This window comes from Chelatococcus daeguensis, from assembly GCF_001887265.1.
Classification (GTDB): Bacteria; Pseudomonadota; Alphaproteobacteria; order Rhizobiales; family Beijerinckiaceae; genus Chelatococcus_A; species Chelatococcus_A sambhunathii.
Genome location: NZ_CP018095.1, coordinates 2,068,687 through 2,086,698 on the forward strand (window position 1 = coordinate 2,068,687; position 18,012 = coordinate 2,086,698).

At 68.3% G+C, this 18,012-nt stretch carries 11 protein-coding genes; 7 read left to right on the forward strand and 4 right to left on the reverse strand.

Annotated features, from left to right (window positions below):
• Window positions 1-3: 3 nt before the first annotated feature.
• The gene (gene mdoH / locus BOQ54_RS09845; protein ID WP_145979753.1) at window positions 4-2,157 is read right to left on the reverse strand and encodes a glucans biosynthesis glucosyltransferase MdoH; all 2,154 of its coding nucleotides are present in this window, start codon (window positions 2,155-2,157) and stop codon (window positions 4-6) included.
• A 23-nt stretch (window positions 2,158-2,180) separates the two neighbouring features.
• The gene (locus tag BOQ54_RS09850; protein ID WP_063186432.1) at window positions 2,181-3,773 is read right to left on the reverse strand and encodes a glucan biosynthesis protein; all 1,593 of its coding nucleotides are present in this window, start codon (window positions 3,771-3,773) and stop codon (window positions 2,181-2,183) included.
• Window positions 3,774-4,012: 239 nt separating this feature from the next.
• On the opposite strand from BOQ54_RS09850, the gene glmU reads away from it, so the two are divergent.
• Both glmU and glmS read left to right on the forward strand, forming a co-directional pair.
• Window positions 4,013-5,392, forward strand: a complete 1,380-nt coding sequence (glmU, locus tag BOQ54_RS09855; protein WP_055458230.1) for a bifunctional UDP-N-acetylglucosamine diphosphorylase/glucosamine-1-phosphate N-acetyltransferase GlmU — start codon at window positions 4,013-4,015, stop codon at window positions 5,390-5,392.
• Between the two features lie 138 nt (window positions 5,393-5,530).
• Window positions 5,531-7,357, forward strand: a complete 1,827-nt coding sequence (gene glmS / locus BOQ54_RS09860) for a glutamine--fructose-6-phosphate transaminase (isomerizing) (RefSeq protein WP_055458229.1) — start codon at window positions 5,531-5,533, stop codon at window positions 7,355-7,357.
• Window positions 7,358-7,381: 24 nt separating this feature from the next.
• Here the strand turns inward: glmS and BOQ54_RS09865 are convergent, their stop codons facing one another.
• Entirely contained in the window at window positions 7,382-7,828 is a 447-nt protein-coding gene (locus tag BOQ54_RS09865; protein WP_245316186.1) for a YbaN family protein, read from the reverse strand.
• Between the two features lie 153 nt (window positions 7,829-7,981).
• Between BOQ54_RS09865 and BOQ54_RS09870 the strand changes: the two genes are divergently transcribed.
• A complete protein-coding gene (locus tag BOQ54_RS09870; RefSeq protein ID WP_063186436.1) occupies window positions 7,982-8,761 on the forward strand; it encodes a DUF502 domain-containing protein in 780 nt (259 codons plus the stop codon).
• A 2-nt stretch (window positions 8,762-8,763) separates the two neighbouring features.
• Here BOQ54_RS09870 and recG read toward each other — a convergent pair whose 3' ends face one another.
• Window positions 8,764-10,869 (reverse strand): ATP-dependent DNA helicase RecG, encoded by a 2,106-nt coding sequence (recG, locus tag BOQ54_RS09875; RefSeq protein WP_071923808.1) that lies wholly within the window; start codon window positions 10,867-10,869, stop codon window positions 8,764-8,766.
• A gap of 126 nt (window positions 10,870-10,995) precedes the next feature.
• Between recG and BOQ54_RS09880 the strand changes: the two genes are divergently transcribed.
• From BOQ54_RS09880 to BOQ54_RS09895, 4 genes are all read left to right on the forward strand, one after another.
• Complete coding sequence (locus tag BOQ54_RS09880; protein ID WP_425349086.1) at window positions 10,996-11,292, forward strand: succinate dehydrogenase assembly factor 2; 297 nt, start codon at window positions 10,996-10,998, stop codon at window positions 11,290-11,292.
• Between the two features lie 68 nt (window positions 11,293-11,360).
• Complete coding sequence (gene mfd, locus BOQ54_RS09885; protein ID WP_245316188.1) at window positions 11,361-14,882, forward strand: transcription-repair coupling factor; 3,522 nt, start codon at window positions 11,361-11,363, stop codon at window positions 14,880-14,882.
• A gap of 310 nt (window positions 14,883-15,192) precedes the next feature.
• On the forward strand, window positions 15,193-16,449 hold the full coding sequence (locus BOQ54_RS09890; RefSeq protein ID WP_055458226.1) for an ROK family protein: 1,257 nt from the start codon (window positions 15,193-15,195) through the stop codon (window positions 16,447-16,449).
• Window positions 16,436-17,968, forward strand: coding sequence for a sugar ABC transporter ATP-binding protein (locus tag BOQ54_RS09895; protein ID WP_071923810.1), 1,533 nt, complete (start codon window positions 16,436-16,438; stop codon window positions 17,966-17,968). The genes BOQ54_RS09890 and BOQ54_RS09895 overlap by 14 nt, the downstream gene beginning before the upstream one ends.
• The last annotated feature ends 44 nt before the right edge of the window (window positions 17,969-18,012 follow it).

Consider the following 18,012-nt stretch of genomic DNA (forward strand, 5'->3'; position numbering starts at 1 on the left):
CCGTTATTCCGCCGCCTCGTCGTAGGCCTGACGATCGGCCGGCGCCTCGCCCGGCAATCCGGCGAGCAGAGCCACCAACGCGCGGTCGTGCAACAGCACCATACGTTCCTTCGGCCGCAGCCAGGCTACAGCATCGTCGATGGACCGGGCGTCGACAAGCTTGGCCTGTGCCAGAGCGCGCTCCGCATCGATCGCACCGCGCCGGCGTGGTTCCGCGGGCGGCAGCATCGCCTCGTGCGCCGCCCGCAAGGCCGGGTCGGCATGAATGGCGCGCAGACCATCGGCCTCGTCGAAACCGTTCGCGGCGAGTTCCCTGGTGACTTCGGCGGCGCGCAGCGCGATCGGCGGCGGCACCGCTTCCTCCGGTGTCAGCAGGAGGCCCCAGCGTTTGAGGGCGAGCCCCGCCGCCAGCGTGCCGCTGAGCCAGGAAAGAAGGATGGCGAGCACGAGACCGAGGATGGTCGGCGACATCCAGGCGAACAGCGAGGTCGAGATGAGGAAGGCCGAGACGCCCGTGACGATGCCGAGGAGCACATGCATGCGATGGCGGCGCACGATGTCGCGGAAGGGGACCGACCCGTCGTCCCGCCGCTGCGGCTGCCAGCCGGTGTCGCGCCCCGCGAGGATCTGGAACACCGCCCCGGACTGGATAAGCATCATCATCGGCGCCAGCATGGCCGACAGCAAGATCTCGATCAGGGCGGAAAGAACGAGCCGCAGGCCACCACCACTCGGGCGCCGGATGGAGCCCCTGAGCAGGGCGAGGGTGAGGCCGAAAACCTTCGGTGCCAGCAGCACGCCCATGGTCAGCGCGAAGAGCGCGAGCGCCCGCTCCGCGTCGAAACGTGGCCAGATCGGCGACAGGGCAAACTCGCTGGTGAAATATTCGGGCTTCACGTAGCGGGTCTGCAGCACGAGGACGAGGCCGACCACGAGTTGCATGAGCCAGAAGGGCGAGGCGAGATAGGACATGATGCCGGTCGCGAAATGCTGCCGGCTGGCGAGCTTCAGTCCCCGCGCGCCGATGACGCGCATGTGCTGAAGATTGCCCTGGCACCAGCGGCGGTCGCGCGCGGCCACATCGATGAGCGAGGGTGGGCTCTCCTCGTAGCTGCCCTCCAGCTCCGGCAGCATGTAGACGGACCAGCCGGCGCGGCGGATGAGCGCCGCTTCGACGAAGTCATGGCTGAGAATGTGGCCACCGAACGGCGGCTTGCCCGGCAGGTCCGGCAAGCCGCAATGGGCCGCGAAGGCGGCGGTGCGGATGATTGCGTTGTGGCCCCAGTAGTTGCCGTCGCGCCCCATCCAGACCGCGAGGCCCTTGGCGATGACCGGACCGTAGATGCGCGCCGCGAACTGCTGCAGGCGCGCAAACAGCGTATTGCGGTTGATGACAAGTGGCAGGCTCTGGATGATGCCGGCATCCGGATCGGCTTCCATCGCCGCGGCAAGGCGCACGATGCAGTCGCCGGTCATCAGGCTGTCGGCGTCGAGCACCAGCATGTGATCGTAGCTGCCACCCCAGCGCGTCACGAAATCGGCGATATTGCCCGCCTTGCGGTGCGTATTCTTCGGCCGGTGGCGATAATAGAGGCGTGCATCGGGCCCGAGACGCTGGCGCAGGGCGAGGAAGGCCCGTTCCTCCGCGATCCAGACATCGGGATCGGTGGTGTCGGAGAGCAGAAAATAGTCGAAATGGGAACCAAGCCCGGTTTCCTCGATCGACTCGCGGATGGCCGCGACAGCGGCGAAGACCCGAGCGGTCGATTCGTTGTAGATCGGCATCACGACGGCGGTGCGCCGCGTGAGCGTCGTCGGTGCCTGCGAGGGACGCCGGCTCCACAGCAGGGCGATGAAACCGACGACGGCGGAACTGAAGGCCAGCGCGATCCACGAGAAATTGACGGAGAAGAGTGCGACCAGCACCCACTGCAGCACAGTGGTGCGGCTGACAGACACGACCTGAACCATCTCCCACACGCCATAGGCGGTGAGGGCGGCACCGCCGCCGAAGACGGCGAGCCGGGCGAGCCAGGGAACGGCAAAGCGCCGGATTGGCCGGCGCCGCTCCTTGCTCGGCTCGAAGCGCCGCAGCGATTGGGTCGGCATGGCGAGCGGCGCCTCGGGCGGCATCGCATCGGGAAGGATCGTCGTCATCGGGCGCGGATCAGCGTGGTCCGTCATGGCGTCCAACGATATAGCCACGTCTCGCTCGCGGCTTTGCCAGCCGCTTCCAGCAGCAGGCGCAGCTCGGAAGCCGTCTCGTTTCCTGGATCAAGCTCGAAAGTCACGCGCAGTGTGCGCCTTTCCGGATAAGACCACAATCTGAGATCGAGAATCTGGCCGGGCGTAGCCGAAAGAGACGGCTTGATCTCGACAATGGCGGCAGGGTCGGCGAGGCGCTCGCCGACGAAGTCGATGGCGAAGCGCCGCCTGTTGCCGGAACCGCCACGGCCTGCGCGGGTATTGGCGACGGTGGCGAGCGGCGGGCGCTCCGGCGGCGTCCAGCACCAGAAGAGCCGATAGGAGATGCTCGCTTCCTCGCCGGCCTTGTAGGGCTCGGCCGGGCGCCAGTAGGCGATGACGTTGTCGTTGCGGTCCGAATCCGTCGGCACCTCGATGAGCTGCACGCTCCCCTTGCCCCATTCCCCGAAGGGTTCGAGCCACAGGCTCGGCCTCAGCTCGAAGCGACGCAGGTCGTCCTGGAAGGCCGAGAAGTCGCGATCGCGCTGCAACAGGCCGAAGCCGCGCGGGTTCTCGTCAATGAAGGCGGAGATCTGCAGCGTCTCGGGGTTGGACAGCGGGCGCCATATCCATTCGCCTTGGCCGTTCAGGATCTGCAGGCCCTTGACCTCGTAGGCGGCCACGCGCACGTCGTCAGCCGCGCCGTCGTTCGGCCCGAAGACATAGGTCGCGTTCATGGCGCCGATGCCGACGTGGTCGAGGTTCGTGCGGGGGAAGAGCGCCACTTCGACGTCGGTGATCGTCATGTCGCCGGGGCGCAGCGTGAAGCGCACTGCGCCGGCCGCACTCGGCGCATCGAGGAGCGCATGCACCGCGAGGCTGTCGGACCCGGGCGCGGGTCGCTCGATCCAGAAGGCGCGAAACAGCGGAAATTCCTCGCCGCGCGAGTCCGCCGGCTGCAATGCGAGTGTGCGCGCGGTAATGCCGTAGTTCTGGCCGGAGGCGATGGCGCGGAAGAAGGTCGCGCCCTGGAAGACGGCGACCTCGCGCTTGGGCTCGCGCCCGGAGCCGAAGAACACCTTGAAGCCAGAAAAATCGAGACTGCCGACATCGGCCGGCAGCTGCTGGGCGGCGCCGAACACGAAGCGGCTCGGATCATAGGCCACGCGGCGGATGGTGCCGTCCTCGACGACATAGATGGTCACCGCATTCGTGTAGATGAAGCCGCGATGCAGCGGCTCGATCGAGAAGCTGCGCCCTTCGCCGGCCCACACGCGCGCCGTCTCCCGCAGGCGGATGGCCGAATAGTCCTCGAAGGACAGGTTGGCCAGGGTGTCAGGAAGGGTCGTCGGTGGGGCGACGTAGGCCTTGCGCGCAATGGCGCTTGCCACCTCCGCCACGCGGGCGGGATTGAACGGCTGCCCCTCCGCCAGGACCGCCTCTATGGCCACCTGCGGAAAGGGCTTTTCCTGCGCGAGAACAGGCTTCGCCGGCAGGCCGAGCGCGGCCCCGCCGGCGAGACCAAGGCCGAGGCGCAATGCCTCCCGGCGATCAGGATGGCGGGAGGACGCGATGGAGCCGGAGGACATAGACGATTCGTTCGGCACTTTGGCAGACAACTCGACCTATTGGTGCGTTCGGGATACTGGTGTGAGCACCGGCGGCTTCTATCATGCTTTCGACGGCAGCGGCGAAATTTCGTTGAATCGCGAACAGCTTCCACGCCGAGCGCAGACACCTTTGACACTGGCAACGATTTGCGGTCGTAAAGAGGCCGAAATTGGGAAGCTGTCCGCTTCCACGCAGCGGATGAGATCCGGGAGATGGCATGGTGAAGGCATCGGATCCGGCGGCGGCACGTCGCTGCCTCGTCATCGTACTGGCCGCAGGAGAGGGTACGCGCATGAAATCGCGCACGCCCAAGGTTCTCCATGCGCTCGCCGGGCGCAGCCTCCTTGCCCACGTGCTCCACGCCGTCTCGGCGGCCGGGGCGGACGCGGTGTCCGTGGTCGTTGGCCCGGACCGCGACGACGTCGCCGCCGAGGCGCGCCGCGTGCGGGCCGATGCGACGATCCATGTCCAGGCACAGCGCCTGGGCACGGCCCATGCCGTGCTCGCAGCGCGCGACGAGATCGCGCAGGGCTATGACGACGTCCTCGTGGCCTTCGCCGACACGCCCCTCGTGACCGCAGAGACCTTCGGCCGCCTGCGGGCGGAGCTTGCCCGCGGCGCCGCCGTCGCCGTGCTCGGCTTCGAGGCCGCCGATCCCAACGGCTACGGGCGTCTTATCATCGAAGGCGAAGACCTCCTCGCCATCCGCGAACACAAGGACGCGAACGACGAGGAGCGGCGCGTCGGCCTGTGCAACGCGGGCCTGATGGCCCTTGACGGCGGCGAGGCGCTCGCGCTGCTCGACGCGATCGGCCAGGACAATGCCCAGCGGGAGTTCTACCTGACCGACGCGGTGGCGGTGGCGCGGGCGCGTGGCCTCAAGGCCCATGTCGTCGTTGCCGATGAAGCGGAAGTCCAGGGCATCAACGACCGCACCCAGCTTGCGCAGGCAGAGGCGACGCTGCAGGTGAGGCTGCGGCTTGCGGCGATGCGCGAGGGGGCGACGCTGCAGGCGCCGGAGACGGTCTTCCTCAGCGCCGACACACGCCTCGGCCGGGACGTGGTGGTGGAGCCGCATGTCGTCTTCGGGCCCGGCGCGATGGTGGAGGACGGGGCCGTCATCCACGCCTTCTCGCATCTCGAAGGGGCGCGGGTCCGCGCCGGCGCATCCGTCGGTCCCTATGCCCGCCTGCGTCCGGGCACCGATATCGGCGAGGGCGCGCGGGTCGGCAATTTCGTCGAGGTCAAGAACGCGACGCTCGGGGCCGGCGCCAAGGCCAATCATCTGAGCTATCTCGGCGATGCGACGATCGGCGCCAGGGCGAACATCGGCGCCGGCACCATCACCTGCAACTACGACGGCTTCCGCAAGCACCGCACGGAGGTCGGCGCCGGCGCCTTCGTCGGCTCCAATTCCTCCCTCGTCGCGCCGGTCACCATCGGAGATGGCGCCTTTGTCGGCTCCGGCTCGGTGGTGACCATGGACGTGCCGGCCGATGCGCTCGCTGTCGGCCGCGCGCGGCAGGTCACCAAGGACGGCTGGGCACAGAAATTCCGCGAAACGTTTAGTGGCGCTTCTACCAAAAAGACCGAATGAGGCGCATGCTCATCTGCGCCCTTACGTCACAAACGGATATCGAACGTGATTTGAACCTGCGCGTCGCGATCGGATACCACGTCGATCCGCCGTGATCGGCGATACGACTGTGCTGGCCTTTCGGGGAGTAGACCATCCATGTGCGGCATCGTGGGAATACTCGGGCGGCAGCCGGCCGCCCCGCTCGTGGTGGATGCGCTGAAGCGCCTCGAATACCGCGGCTACGACTCTGCCGGCGTCGCCACACTTGAGAACGGGCGGCTGGAGCGCCGCCGGGCCGAGGGCAAGTTGCGCAACCTCGAGGACAAGCTGGCGCGCTCGCCGCTGTCCGGTCCCGTCGGCATCGGCCACACCCGCTGGGCGACACATGGCCGCCCCAACGAAACCAACGCGCATCCGCATGCGACGGATCGTCTCGCCGTGGTCCACAACGGCATCATCGAGAATTTCCGCGCGCTCAAGGAGGAGCTGCAGGCCGGGGGCGTGGTCTTCGAGACCGAGACGGACACCGAGGTCGTCGCCCAGCTGGTGACGCGCGAGATGCGGGCGGGCAAGGCGCCGGCCGATGCTGTCGCCGCCGTCCTGCCGCAGCTGCGCGGCGCCTTCGCGCTCGCCTTCGTCTTCGCCGGCGAGGACGACCTTCTCATCGGTGCGCGCCACGGGGCGCCGCTCGCCATCGGCTATGGCGAAGGCGAGATGTATCTGGGCTCCGATGCGCTGGCACTGGCGCCGCTGACGGACGAGATCTCCTATCTCGACGATGGCGACTGGGCGGTGCTGTCGCACGACGGCGCCATCATCCGCGACGCTTCCGGCAAGGTGGTTCAGCGCGAGCGCCAGCGGTTCTCGCCAGGCGCCTTCATCGCTGACAAGGGCAACCACCGCCATTTCATGGCGAAGGAGATCCACGAGCAGCCGGAGGTGGTCGGCCGCACGGTCGCCCATTACGTCGACCTCGCGGCAGGTCGGGTGAAGATGCCGGCTGAACTCGCCGTCGATTTCCGCAAGGTGAACCGCATCGTCATCTCGGCCTGCGGCACGGCCTATTACGCGGGGCTCGTCGCGCGCTACTGGTTCGAGCGGCTGGCGCGCCTGCCGGTGGAGATCGACGTCGCCTCCGAGTTCCGCTACCGCGAGATGCCGCTGTTCGCGACGGACGTGGCGCTGTTCATCTCCCAGTCGGGCGAGACCGCCGACACGCTCGCCTCGCTGCGCTATGCCAAGGCGGGTGGTGCCTCGATCCTGTCCGTCGTCAACGTGCCAACCTCGACGATCGCCCGCGAAAGCACGGCCGTGCTGCCGACGCTCGCCGGCCCCGAGATCGGAGTGGCCTCGACCAAGGCCTTCACCTGCCAGCTCGCGGTGCTGCTGGCGCTGGCGATCGCCGCCGGGCGGGCGCGCGGCACCCTGAGCGAGCGGGACGAGGAGGGGCTCGTCTCCGCCCTCATCTCGGTGCCTGGCCTCATGGCCGAGGCGTTGAAGAGCGAGGCGGATATCGAGGGCCTGGCGCGCGAATTGTCCAAGGCGCGCGACGTGCTCTATCTGGGGCGCGGCATGGCCTATCCGCTCGCCCTCGAGGGCGCACTGAAGCTCAAGGAAATCTCCTACATCCATGCGGAGGGCTATGCCGCCGGCGAATTGAAGCACGGCCCCATCGCCCTCATCGACGAGACGGTGCCGGTCATTGTGTTGGCCCCCAGCGATGCCGTCTTCGAGAAGACCGTGTCGAACATGCAGGAGGTGGCAGCGCGCGGCGGGCGCATCGTCCTCGTCGGCGAGGCGCATGCGGCACGCGAGGCGGCCGTGGAGACGATGGCGACCGTCGCCATGCCGGCCATGAACCCCATCATCGCGCCGCTGGTCTACGCCATACCGGCCCAGCTGATCGCCTATCACACAGCGCTCTTCATGGGGAAGGACGTGGACCAGCCACGCAATCTCGCCAAGTCCGTGACCGTCGAATGAGCGCCGCGGGCTGTTGCCAGCCGCTCATACCTCCGCGACAGGCTCGGGCCGCGTGATGATATAGGCCGCCACGGCAATGAAGCAGGCGGCGGCCGCGATGCGGCCCACCATCGGCGCGGCCGAAGCCAGCACGATGCCGTAGCTGACGACGAGGCTGATACAGGCGATCCACTTCACCCGGCGGGGGATGGAGCCGTTCGCGCGCCAGGCGCGGACGGAGGGGCCAAGGTATCGGTGCTCGAGCAGCCATTGCTCGAAACGCGGTGAGGACCGGGCAAAGCATGCCGCCGCAAGAATGAGGAAGACCGTGCCCGGCAGGAGCGGGATGACGAGGCCGATGGCTCCGATGGGGACCAAGAGGCAGCCGAGCCCGAGATAGATGAAGCGCGCAGCCGGTGAGCGGGCCGCAATCCGCTGCCCCGCGTCGGTCGCCCTGCTGCGGCGATCCTGCTCGATCCTCCTGCCTTCCACGTGTCGTTCCGATTCGATTTGTCTGAAACGCCTGCGGTGATTGGCCTGCTTGCAAGGAAAATGGCAAAGCCCCATCAATTGTGAAAGGGCTTCGGGGTGGGGATGCGGCCGCATGACACGCCCCGGCAAGCCTCAGGGGACAGGTTGTATCGCATGGATGACAGGCACAAGCAGCCGGAGGATGCCGAAACCGTTCCGACGGCGCATCAGATCGCCCAGGAGGTGGCCGCAGCCTCGGCCGTCCGGCCGCACACGGCCGGTTCCCGGTTGCGCAACTATTTCCTGACGGGCGTCGTCGTCGCCGGTCCGCTCGCCATCACGGCCTATATCGTCACCTGGATCATCGGCCTCATCGACGGCTGGGTGAAGCCGCTCATCCCCGCGGCCTATCTGCCGGACACCTATCTGCCCTTCGCCATCCCGGGCTTCGGTCTCGTCGTGGCCTTCATCGGCCTGACCCTGCTCGGTTTCCTGACGGCCAATCTCGTGGGGCGCTCGCTGCTCAATTTCGGCGAGCGCATCCTGGCGCGCATGCCCGTGGTGCGCAGCCTCTACAAGGGCGTGAAGCAGGTCTTCGAGACGGTGTTCTCGGAGCAGGGCACCTCCTTCCGCTCGGTCGTGCTCATCCCCTATCCCTCGCGCGAGGTGTGGTCGATCGCCTTCCTCTCGGCGCCGCCGGCCAAAGCCATCGCCGAGCGCCTGCCGGATGCCGGCGACTATGTCGGCGTCTTCATGCCATGCACGCCCAATCCGACGACGGGGTTCTTCTTCTACCTGCCGCGCAAGGACGTCATCGAGGTTTCCCTGACGGTGGAGGAGGCAGCCAAGCTCATCATGTCCGGCGGCGTCATCCAGCCCGATAGTGCCAAGCCGGCGCCGGCGAAGGCGCTGCCGGCGCGCAAGCGCAAGGGGCTGGAGCCGGTTCAGCCTTAGTCTCAGCCGGCGCGCAGCAGGCGGATGGCCTCGTCGCGCTCGAAGAGATAGAGCAGCAGCCGCAAAGCCTCACCGCGCGGGCTCCCGAGCCTGGGATCGCACTCGATGACGAGCCGGGCATCCTCGCGGGCGGCGGCGATGAGGTCCGCATCGGTCTCGGTGCGCACCAGGCGGAAGTCGGGAGCGCCGGACTGGCGCGTGCCGAGGATCTCGCCCTCGCCGCGCAGCTTCAGGTCCTCCTCGGCGATGCGGAAGCCGTCTTCCGTCTCGCGCATGATCCGGAGGCGCGCCTCGGCCACCGGCCCGGGCGGCGCCTTGTAGAGGAGAAGGCAGGTGGAGGCGGCCGCCCCGCGGCCGATGCGCCCGCGCAGCTGGTGCAGCTGGGCGAGGCCGAATCGCTCCGCGTGCTCGATGACCATGACGGTGGCCTCGGGCACGTCGACGCCGACCTCGATGACCGTGGTGGCGACGAGGATCTTGATGTCTCCCGCCGCGAAGCGCGCCATGACGGCGTCCTTCTCCCGCCCCGGCATCCTGCCGTGCAGGAGGCCGACGGCCTCGCTCCCGAAGACGGAGACGAGGCTCGCGTAGCGCTCCTCCGCCGCCGCGACGTCGAGCGTTTCCGATTCGGCGACGAGCGGGCAGACCCAATAGACGCGCGCGCCGCCGCGGATCGCCCGGCCGGTCGCGGCCACCACCTCGTCGAGCCGTTCGAGCGGTACGGTACGGGTGTCGATCGGCTTGCGGCCGACCGGCTTCTCCTTGAGGACCGACACGTCCATGTCGCCGAAATAGGTGAGCACCAGGGTGCGCGGGATGGGGGTCGCCGTCATGACAAGCACGTCGACGGCCACGCCCTTGGCGCCGAGGGCAAAGCGCTGGTGCACACCGAAGCGGTGCTGCTCGTCGACCACGGCCAGGCCGAGGTCCTGGAAGGCAACGTCTTCCTGGAACAGCGCATGGGTGCCGACCACGATGTCGAGCCCGCCCTCGGCAAGCGCCGCGAGCGTGCGCCGCCTTTCGGCGCCTTTGTCCCGGCCCGTGAAGAGGCCGAGCCGCAAACCGGCGGCTTCGGCGAGCGGCGCAAGGCGCTCGAAATGCTGGCGGGCGAGGATCTCCGTCGGCGCCATCATCGCCGCCTGCCGGCCGGCCTCGACGGCGCTCGCCATGGCCATCAGGGCAACGGCCGTCTTGCCGGAGCCGACGTCGCCCTGCAAGAGGCGCAGCATGCGCTGCGGCGCGGCGAGATCGCGGCGGATGTCGGCGATCGCCTGTTCCTGCGAGCCGGTGAGGGCGAAGGGCAGAGCCTCGCGCAGGCGGGCGACGAGGCGGCCATCGCCGACGTTCTCTCGCCCCGGTGCACGGCGCAGGCTCTTGCGCAGGAGCGCGAGGGCGAGCTGGGTCGCGAGCAGTTCGTCATAGGCGAGGCGGCGGCGGGCGGCACTGTCCGGCGCGAAGGCGGCCATGTCCTGCGGGGCGTGCAAGCGCTCGAGCGCGGTGCGGAAATCGGGAAAATCGTTGCGCGCCAGCCAGTTCTCATCCTGCCACTCGGGCAGTTCCGGCACGCGGGCGAGAGCGGCGCGGGCGACGCGGTTCACATACCGCGCCGTCAGGCCTTCGGTGAGGCCGTAGGTCGGCTCCACCACCGGCATGTCGGCAAGGCCGGCGGCATCGACGATGCGGTCCGGGTGGACCATCTGGCGCCGCCCGTCCCACAGCTCGATCTTGCCGGAGACGAAGCGCTCCTCGCCGACGGGCAGCAGCTTGTCGAGGCGCCGCCGGTCGGCGTTGAAGAAGACGAGGGTGACGTCGCCCGTCTCGTCCTCCACGACGACGCGATAGGGCGCGCGCGAGCGGCCGGGCGGCGAGGGATGATGCGAGGCGACGCGGACGGTGAGCGTCACGATCTCGCCGGGCACCGCCTCCGCCACGGTCGGTCGGGCGCGCCGATCGACGGCGCCATGGGGCAGGTGGAAGAGCAGGTCGAGCACGCGGGCGGGCTTGCCCGGCTCGCCCACGAGCCTGTCGAACAGCAGCCGCATGCGCGGGCCGACGCCGGGCAGCGAGGTCACTTCGGCGAAGAGTGGATCGAGGAGCGAGGGGCGCATCGCTGGGGCTGCTGGAGGTTCGAACGGAAATCGCGGGCGGGCTGACAGACATCCTGTCGGGCGCTATATACCCGCCCGAGCCTGGCGCGACGACTCTCGCGTGTTCGGCCGCGAAGGAGACAAACCGTGAACGACAATCAGCCGGACGACAGCGACCTCGCCATGCGCCGGCGGCGCATCCTCTACCGCGCCTGGCATCGCGGCATGCGCGAGATGGACCTGATCATGGGTCGCTTCGCCGATGCTCACTTGGCGCAGCTGGATGAAGAGGAGATCGCCGAGTTCGAGCGGCTGATCGAACTCGTCGACAAGGACCTCTTCTCCTGGATCAGCGGCAGCGAACCGGTACCGGCCGCCTACGACACGCCGCTCTTCCGCCGCATGCGGAACTTCCACGCAGACGGCGCACCCGCGCGATCATAAGGCTTGAGAACTCGCGGCGTTCCGACTGCTTCGGACAGTCGGCAGAGACATCCATCATCAAGGTTGCCATGCAGCTGAAACGCGCCATCGAGGCCCTGAAGCGGGCCGAAAGCCTCACCGTCGCGAGCGTGCCCGGCGGGCTCGACGCCATAGTCGCGGCCGACCTCGCACGCGCCCTCGCCAAAGGCGAGGAAAGGGCGGCGACGCTCGTGCACGTGGCCCGAGACGGTCAGCGCATGGCCGCTATGGAAGCGGCGCTGTCCTTCGTCGCGCCGGAGATCGACGTCCTTTCCTTTCCCGCCTGGGACTGCCAGCCGTATGATCGGGTGTCGCCCAACGCCGCCGTAACCGCGCGACGCATGACGACGCTCGCCCGGCTCGCCCGCACGCGGGCCGGAGAGGACAAGCCGCGCATCCTCCTCACGACCGTCAACGCCATCCTGCAGCGCGTGCCGCCCATCGCCCGCATCGCCACCGAGACGCTCTCGGCCGCGCCCGGCAATGTCATGGACATGGAGGCGCTGGTCAGCTGGCTCGAGGTCAATGGCTTCCTGCGCACCGGCACCGTGCGTGACACGGGCGAATATGCGGTGCGCGGCGGCATCGTCGACCTCTATGCCCCTGGCATGCCGGAGCCGCTGCGCCTCGATTTCTTCGGCGACACGCTCGAATCGATCCGGGCCTTCGATCCCGAGACGCAGCGCACGACGCACCAGCTGCGCGCGCTCGACCTCGTGCCGATGAGCGAACTGCAGCTCACCACCGAGACGATGCGCCGCTTCCGCCAGGGCTATGTGGCGGCCTTCGGCACGGCGACGCGGGACGATACGCTCTACGAAGCGGTGAGCGAGGGGCGCCGCCATCCCGGTGTCGAACACTGGCTGCCGCTGTTCCACGACCATCTCGACACGCTGTTCACCTATCTGCCGGGCGTGCCCTTCGTCTTCGACGCGCTCGCCGACGACGCGGCGGGCGAGCGTCTCGCGCAGATCGCCGATTACTACGATGCCCGCAAGGCGGCCCTCGACCAGCCGGTCGTCGGTGGTGCGCCCTACAAGCCGCTGCCGCCGGATGCGCTCTACCTTGGTGTAAGCGAATGGGCACAACGAATTGAAAACGAATCGATTGTCCGCCTGACACCCTTCGCCCAGCCGGAGACGAGCGGACGGCTCGTGGTCGATATCGGTGGCCGGCAGGGGCGCAGCTTCGCCGCCGAGCGGGCGGACGAGACGGCGAACGTCTTCGACGTCGCCGTGCGCCACGTGCGCGAGTTGCAGAAGGCGGGCAAGCATGTGGTGCTCGCTGCCTGGTCGGAGGGTTCGCGCGAGCGTCTCGGCCATGTGCTTGCCGACCATGGCCTGACGCAGGCGAAGCCGATTTCGCGTCTCGCCCATGTCTCGGCGCTCGCCCGCAACGAGGCGGCGCTCGCCGTCTGGGGACTGGAGCACGGCTTCGAGACCGATGACCTCGCCATCGTCGGCGAGCAGGACATCCTCGGCGACCGTCTCGTGCGCGCCAAGCGCAAGGCCAAGCGTGCGCAGGACTTCATCGCCGAGGTGTCGAGCCTCACGGCCGGCGATCTCGTGGTGCACGTCAACCACGGCATCGGCCGTTTCGTCGGGCTGAAGACCATCGACGCCGCCGGAGCGCCGCACGACTGCCTCGAGCTGCACTATGCCGGCGGCGACAAGCTGTTCCTGCCGGTGGAGAACATCGAGCTCCTGTCGCGCTACGGCTCGGAAGACACGGAGGCGGTGCTCGACAAGCTGGGCGGCGTCGCCTGGCAGGCGCGCAAGGCCAAGCTCAAGCAGCGCATCCGCGAGATGGCCGGGGCGCTGATCAAGATCGCGGCCGCGCGGGCGCTCAAGGAGGCGCCGCGCATTCAGCCGCCGGAAGGGCTCTACGACGAATTCTCGGCGCGCTTTCCCTACGACGAGACGGAGGACCAGCAGAACGCCATCGACGCGGTGCTCGACGACCTCGCCGCCGGGCGGCCCATGGACCGGCTCATCTGCGGCGATGTCGGCTTCGGCAAGACCGAGGTGGCGCTGCGCGCGGCCTTCGCGGTTGCCCTGTCGGGCCGCCAAGTGGCGGTCGTCGTGCCGACGACGCTGCTGGCGCGCCAGCACTACAAGGCCTTCGCCGACCGCTTCCAGGGGCTGCCGGTCCGTATCGCCCAGGCGTCGCGCTTCGTCACCACCGGCGAGATGAAGAAGGTGAAGGAGGGGCTCGCGGACGGCACCGTCGACATCGTCGTCGGCACCCATGCCCTGCTCGGCAAGGCCATCCGCTTCAAGGACCTCGGCCTCATCGTCGTCGACGAGGAGCAGCACTTCGGCGTCGCCCACAAGGAGCGACTGAAGGAGCTGCGCGCCGAGGTGCACGTGCTGACTCTGTCGGCGACGCCCATTCCGCGCACGCTGCAACTCGCACTCACCGGCGTGCGTGAACTGTCGCTCATCGCGACGCCGCCGGTCGATCGCCTCGCCGTGCGCACCTTCATCACGCCCTTCGATCCGCTCGTCATCCGAGAGGCGCTGCTGCGCGAGCGCTACCGCGGCGGCCAGGCCTTCTACGTCTGCCCGCGCATCGAGGACCTCGCCGAGGTGAAGGCCTTCCTCGACGCCGAGGTGCCGGAGGCGCGCGTCGTCGTCGCCCACGGGCAGATGCCGGCCGGCCAGCTCGAAGACGCCATGACGGCCTTCTACGAGGGCAAGTTCGACATCCTCCTGTCGACGACCATCGTCGAATCGGGCCTCGACATCCCCCGCGCCAACACGCTCATCGTGCATCGGGCGGACATGTTCGGCCTTGCCCAGCTCTACCAGCTGCGCGGACGCGTTGGCCGCTCGAAGACGCGGGCCTATGCGCTCTTCACCGTGCCGGCCAACCGCTCGCTGACGGCCACGGCCGAGCGCCGGCTCAAGGTGCTGCAGTCGCTCGACACGCTCGGGGCCGGCTTCCAGCTTGCCAGCCACGACCTCGACATCCGCGGCGCGGGCAACCTCCTCGGCGAGGAGCAGTCCGGCCACATCAAGGAGGTCGGCTACGAGCTCTACCAGCAGATGCTGGAGGAGGCGGTGGCCCAGCTCAAGGCCGGCGTCACGGACGAGGAGGCCGAAGAGCAGTGGTCGCCGTCGATCACCATCGGCACGCCGGTGATGATCCCGGAGGGCTACGTGCCCGACCTGCAGCTGCGCCTCGGCCTCTACAAGCGCCTGTCGACGCTGGAGCGCGACGACGAGATCGACGCCTTCGGCGCCGAGCTCATCGACCGCTTCGGCCCGCTGCCGGAAGAGGTGGACCAGCTCCTCAAGCTCGTCGCCATCAAGGCCCTGTGCCGGCGCGCCAATGTCGAGAAGGTCGAGGCCGGGCCGAAGGGTCTCATCGTCGCCTTCCGTGACAATTCCTTCGCCAATCCGGAAGGCCTCATCGCCTATGTCGCCGGCGAGGGCACGCTCGCCAAGGTGCGGCCGGACATGCGCATCGTCTTCATCCAGGACATGGACAGCGCCGAGGCGCGCCTGAAAGGCACGGCCCGCGTGCTGCGCGACCTCGTGCGCATCGCCGAACAGCGCAAGGCGGCGTGATTTTCGCAGCCGCAGAAAACCGGTCGCCGTCATGCCCGCGCCTGTCGCGGGCATCCACGTCTTGAGAAGAGCAGGGTTAAAAGCGTGGATGGCCGGACAAGCCCGACCATGACCAACTGGGCATGGGCGCAAAGATATCACGGCAATCCATTGTCATATATATAGATTTTATCGTCTGTGCGGTCATTCCGCCCCGAGGCTCTCCATCTTTGCACGGCAAACTTGACAGCGGCGGCGGAACGCTCCTTAATAAGTCAACGTGATTTATAAAAAGGTCGCCAAAGCGGCCGGGGAACGACAGGGACGGGCCATGCGTGCCATGCGGGCCGGGCAGGGGACGAATTCCCTGCAGATCCGGCAGTACAACCAGCGTCTCGTCTTGCGCTGCCTGCGCCGTCTCGGCGAGGCGTCCAAGGCTGACCTTGCCCGCGCCGCGGACCTCACCAGCACGGCTGTCGGCCAGATCGTCGACGAGTTGGACGCCCTCGGGCTCGTGGAGACCGTGGGCAAGCGCCACCGTGGACAGCGCGGCCAGCCGGCGACGATTATGCGCCTCAACAGGGCAGGAGCCTACGGCATCGGTGTGCGGCTCGACCGCAGCCGCATCGAGACGGTGCTCGTCGACCTCGGCGGCCATCTCCTCGCCCAGTACACGCACGACATCGACTTGCCGTCGCCTGCCGTGGCGCTCGACATCGTCCAGCGCGACGTGGAGCAGTTGCGCGCCTTCTGCACGCCGGAGATGCGCGAGCGCATCACCGGCATCGGCATCGGCCGCCCCTACAATCTCGGCAGTTGGTTGCAGCAACTCGACCTCGTCGAGGTGCCCTCGCTGCACGAGTGGGACGAAACGGATTTCGCCGGCGACCTCGCCCGGGCCACGGGCCTCGCTACTGTAGAGGAGAACGACGGCGCTGCGGCGGCCATCGCCGAATTGTTCCACGGCCTCGGCCACGAGGCCGACAACTTCCTTTATCTTTTCATCGGGCCCTGCATCGGCGGCGGCCTCGCCATGGGCGGCGACTATCTGCGCGGCGAAACCGGAAACGCCGCCGACGTCGCGGTGATGCCCGCCGGGCCGAGCCGGCTGCCGTCGGCACCCCAAGGCCCGCATACGGATATTCTCCTGACGCGGGCCTCGCTCAATGCGCTCATCCGTCACCTGCGCCATCGCGGCGCGCATGTCACCGGCCTTGGCGACCTGCCGGGCGCGATGAACGGTCATCCCAAGGCGGTCGAGGAGTGGATGGACGACTGCGCCGATGCGCTGGCCGGGCCGCTGCTCGCCATGCGTGCCCTGCTCGACATCTCGCTCGTCGCCGTCGACAGCGACCTCGACCGGGTCTGGATCGACCGGCTGATCGCGCGGCTGGAGAAAGCGCTTGTGGCAGGTGTCGCCGAGGCGCGCACGCCGCCCGTCGTGCGGGCCGGGCACTTCGGCCCCTATGCCGGCGCGCTCGGTGCGGCGAGCCTGCCACTCTTCGTCCATTTCAGCCCGCGGACGGGCATCCTGACCGGCGAGGCAGCCGTCAGCGTCAAGGGAGGGAGCGAGCATGTATTCGCCTGAGCCCATTCTCGAAATGCGCGGCATCTCCAAGACCTTCCCGGGAGTCAAGGCGCTCAACGACGTCCAGCTGACGATCTATCCGGGCGAGATTCACGCGCTGATGGGCGAGAACGGCGCCGGCAAGTCGACACTCATGAAGGTGCTGTCCGGCGCCTATCAGGCTGATCCGGGAGGCGAGATCCGCATCGATGGCAAGCCCGTGGTGATCGACGGCCCGCTCGCCGCGAAGGCCTGCGGCATCGCCATCATCTACCAGGAGCTGGCGCTCGCCCCCAACCTGACGGTGGCCGAGAACATCCATCTCGGCATGGAGATTGGCCGCCGCGGCATGATCGACCGCCAGGCGATGGCCGAGGGCTGCGGCGAGATCCTCAAGCGCCTCGGCGCCACCTTCGGCCCGCGCACGCTGGTCGCGGACCTCTCGATCGCCGAGCGCCAGCTCGTCGAGATCGCTCGCGCGGTGCACGCCAGGTCGCGCATCCTCGTCATGGACGAGCCGACCACGGCGCTGTCCTCGCGCGAGACGGACCGGCTGTTCGCGCTCGTGCGCCAGCTGAGGGCCGAGGGGCTCGCCATCATCTACATCTCGCACCGCATGGCCGAGGTCTACGAATTGTCGGACCGGGTCTCGGTGCTGCGTGACGGCACCTATGTCGGCACGCTCGGCCGCGACGAGATCCGGCCGGAGACCATCGTGCGCATGATGGTGGGACGCGACCTGTCGTCCTTCTACAAGAAGGACCACGTGCCGGGCGTGCGCAACGCGCCCGTGCTCGAGGTGCGCAACGTGGGCGATGGTGCGCGCGTCAGGGGCTGTTCCTTCACGCTCCATGCCGGCGAGGTGCTCGGCCTTGCCGGCCTGGTCGGTGCGGGGCGGACGGAATTGGCTCGTCTCGTCTATGGCGCCGACACGCGCACGAGCGGGGAGATCGTCATCGCCGGCAAGCCGGCCGATATCCGCCGGCCGCAGGATGCCATCGACGCCGGGCTTGTCTATCTGACGGAGGACCGCAAGGCCCAGGGCGTCTTTCTCGACATGACGGTGGCCGAGAACCTGAACCTCGGGGTCATCGGCCGCGACGCCAGGGCGGGCATCCTCAACCGCGGCAAGGGCAGGTGGCGTGCGGCGAGGGCCATCAAGTCGCTCACCATCCGTGTCGCGAGCCCAGACGTGACGGTCGGCTCGCTCTCGGGCGGCAACCAGCAGAAGGTGCTGCTCTCGCGCCTCCTCGAGACGGAGCCCAAGGTACTCATCCTCGACGAACCGACGCGGGGCGTCGACATCGGCGCCAAGTCCGAAATCTACCGCATCATCGACCAGCTGGCGAAAACCGGCGTCGGCATCCTCGTCATCTCCTCGGAACTGCCCGAGATTGTCGGCATCGCCGACCGTGTCCTCGTCATGCGTGAGGGCGAGATCGCGGGCGAGGTCGGCGGGGAGACCGGCTACGCCATCACCCAGGAAAACATCATCGCGCTCGCAACCGGTGTTGACCGCTCGCTCATGGCGGCGGAATGAGCGACCAGACGAGAGGGAACGTCCCCATGTCCGCAGCCGAAGAA

What these genes read in the sequence shown, in the direction of transcription:
- BOQ54_RS09850 (WP_063186432.1), bottom strand. Translation starts at nt 3,773, where the DNA reads ATGTCCTCCGGCTCCATCGCGTCCTCCCGCCATCCTGATCGCCGGGAG.
- recG (WP_071923808.1), bottom strand. Translation starts at nt 10,869, where the DNA reads ATGCGCCCCTCGCTCCTCGATCCACTCTTCGCCGAAGTGACCTCGCTG.
- BOQ54_RS09870 (WP_063186436.1), top strand. Translation starts at nt 7,982, where the DNA reads ATGGATGACAGGCACAAGCAGCCGGAGGATGCCGAAACCGTTCCGACG.
- glmS (WP_055458229.1), top strand. Translation starts at nt 5,531, where the DNA reads ATGTGCGGCATCGTGGGAATACTCGGGCGGCAGCCGGCCGCCCCGCTC.
- BOQ54_RS09895 (WP_071923810.1), top strand. Translation starts at nt 16,436, where the DNA reads ATGTATTCGCCTGAGCCCATTCTCGAAATGCGCGGCATCTCCAAGACC.
- BOQ54_RS09890 (WP_055458226.1), top strand. Translation starts at nt 15,193, where the DNA reads ATGCGTGCCATGCGGGCCGGGCAGGGGACGAATTCCCTGCAGATCCGG.
- mdoH (WP_145979753.1), bottom strand. Translation starts at nt 2,157, where the DNA reads ATGACGACGATCCTTCCCGATGCGATGCCGCCCGAGGCGCCGCTCGCC.
- mfd (WP_245316188.1), top strand. Translation starts at nt 11,361, where the DNA reads ATGCAGCTGAAACGCGCCATCGAGGCCCTGAAGCGGGCCGAAAGCCTC.
- glmU (WP_055458230.1), top strand. Translation starts at nt 4,013, where the DNA reads ATGGTGAAGGCATCGGATCCGGCGGCGGCACGTCGCTGCCTCGTCATC.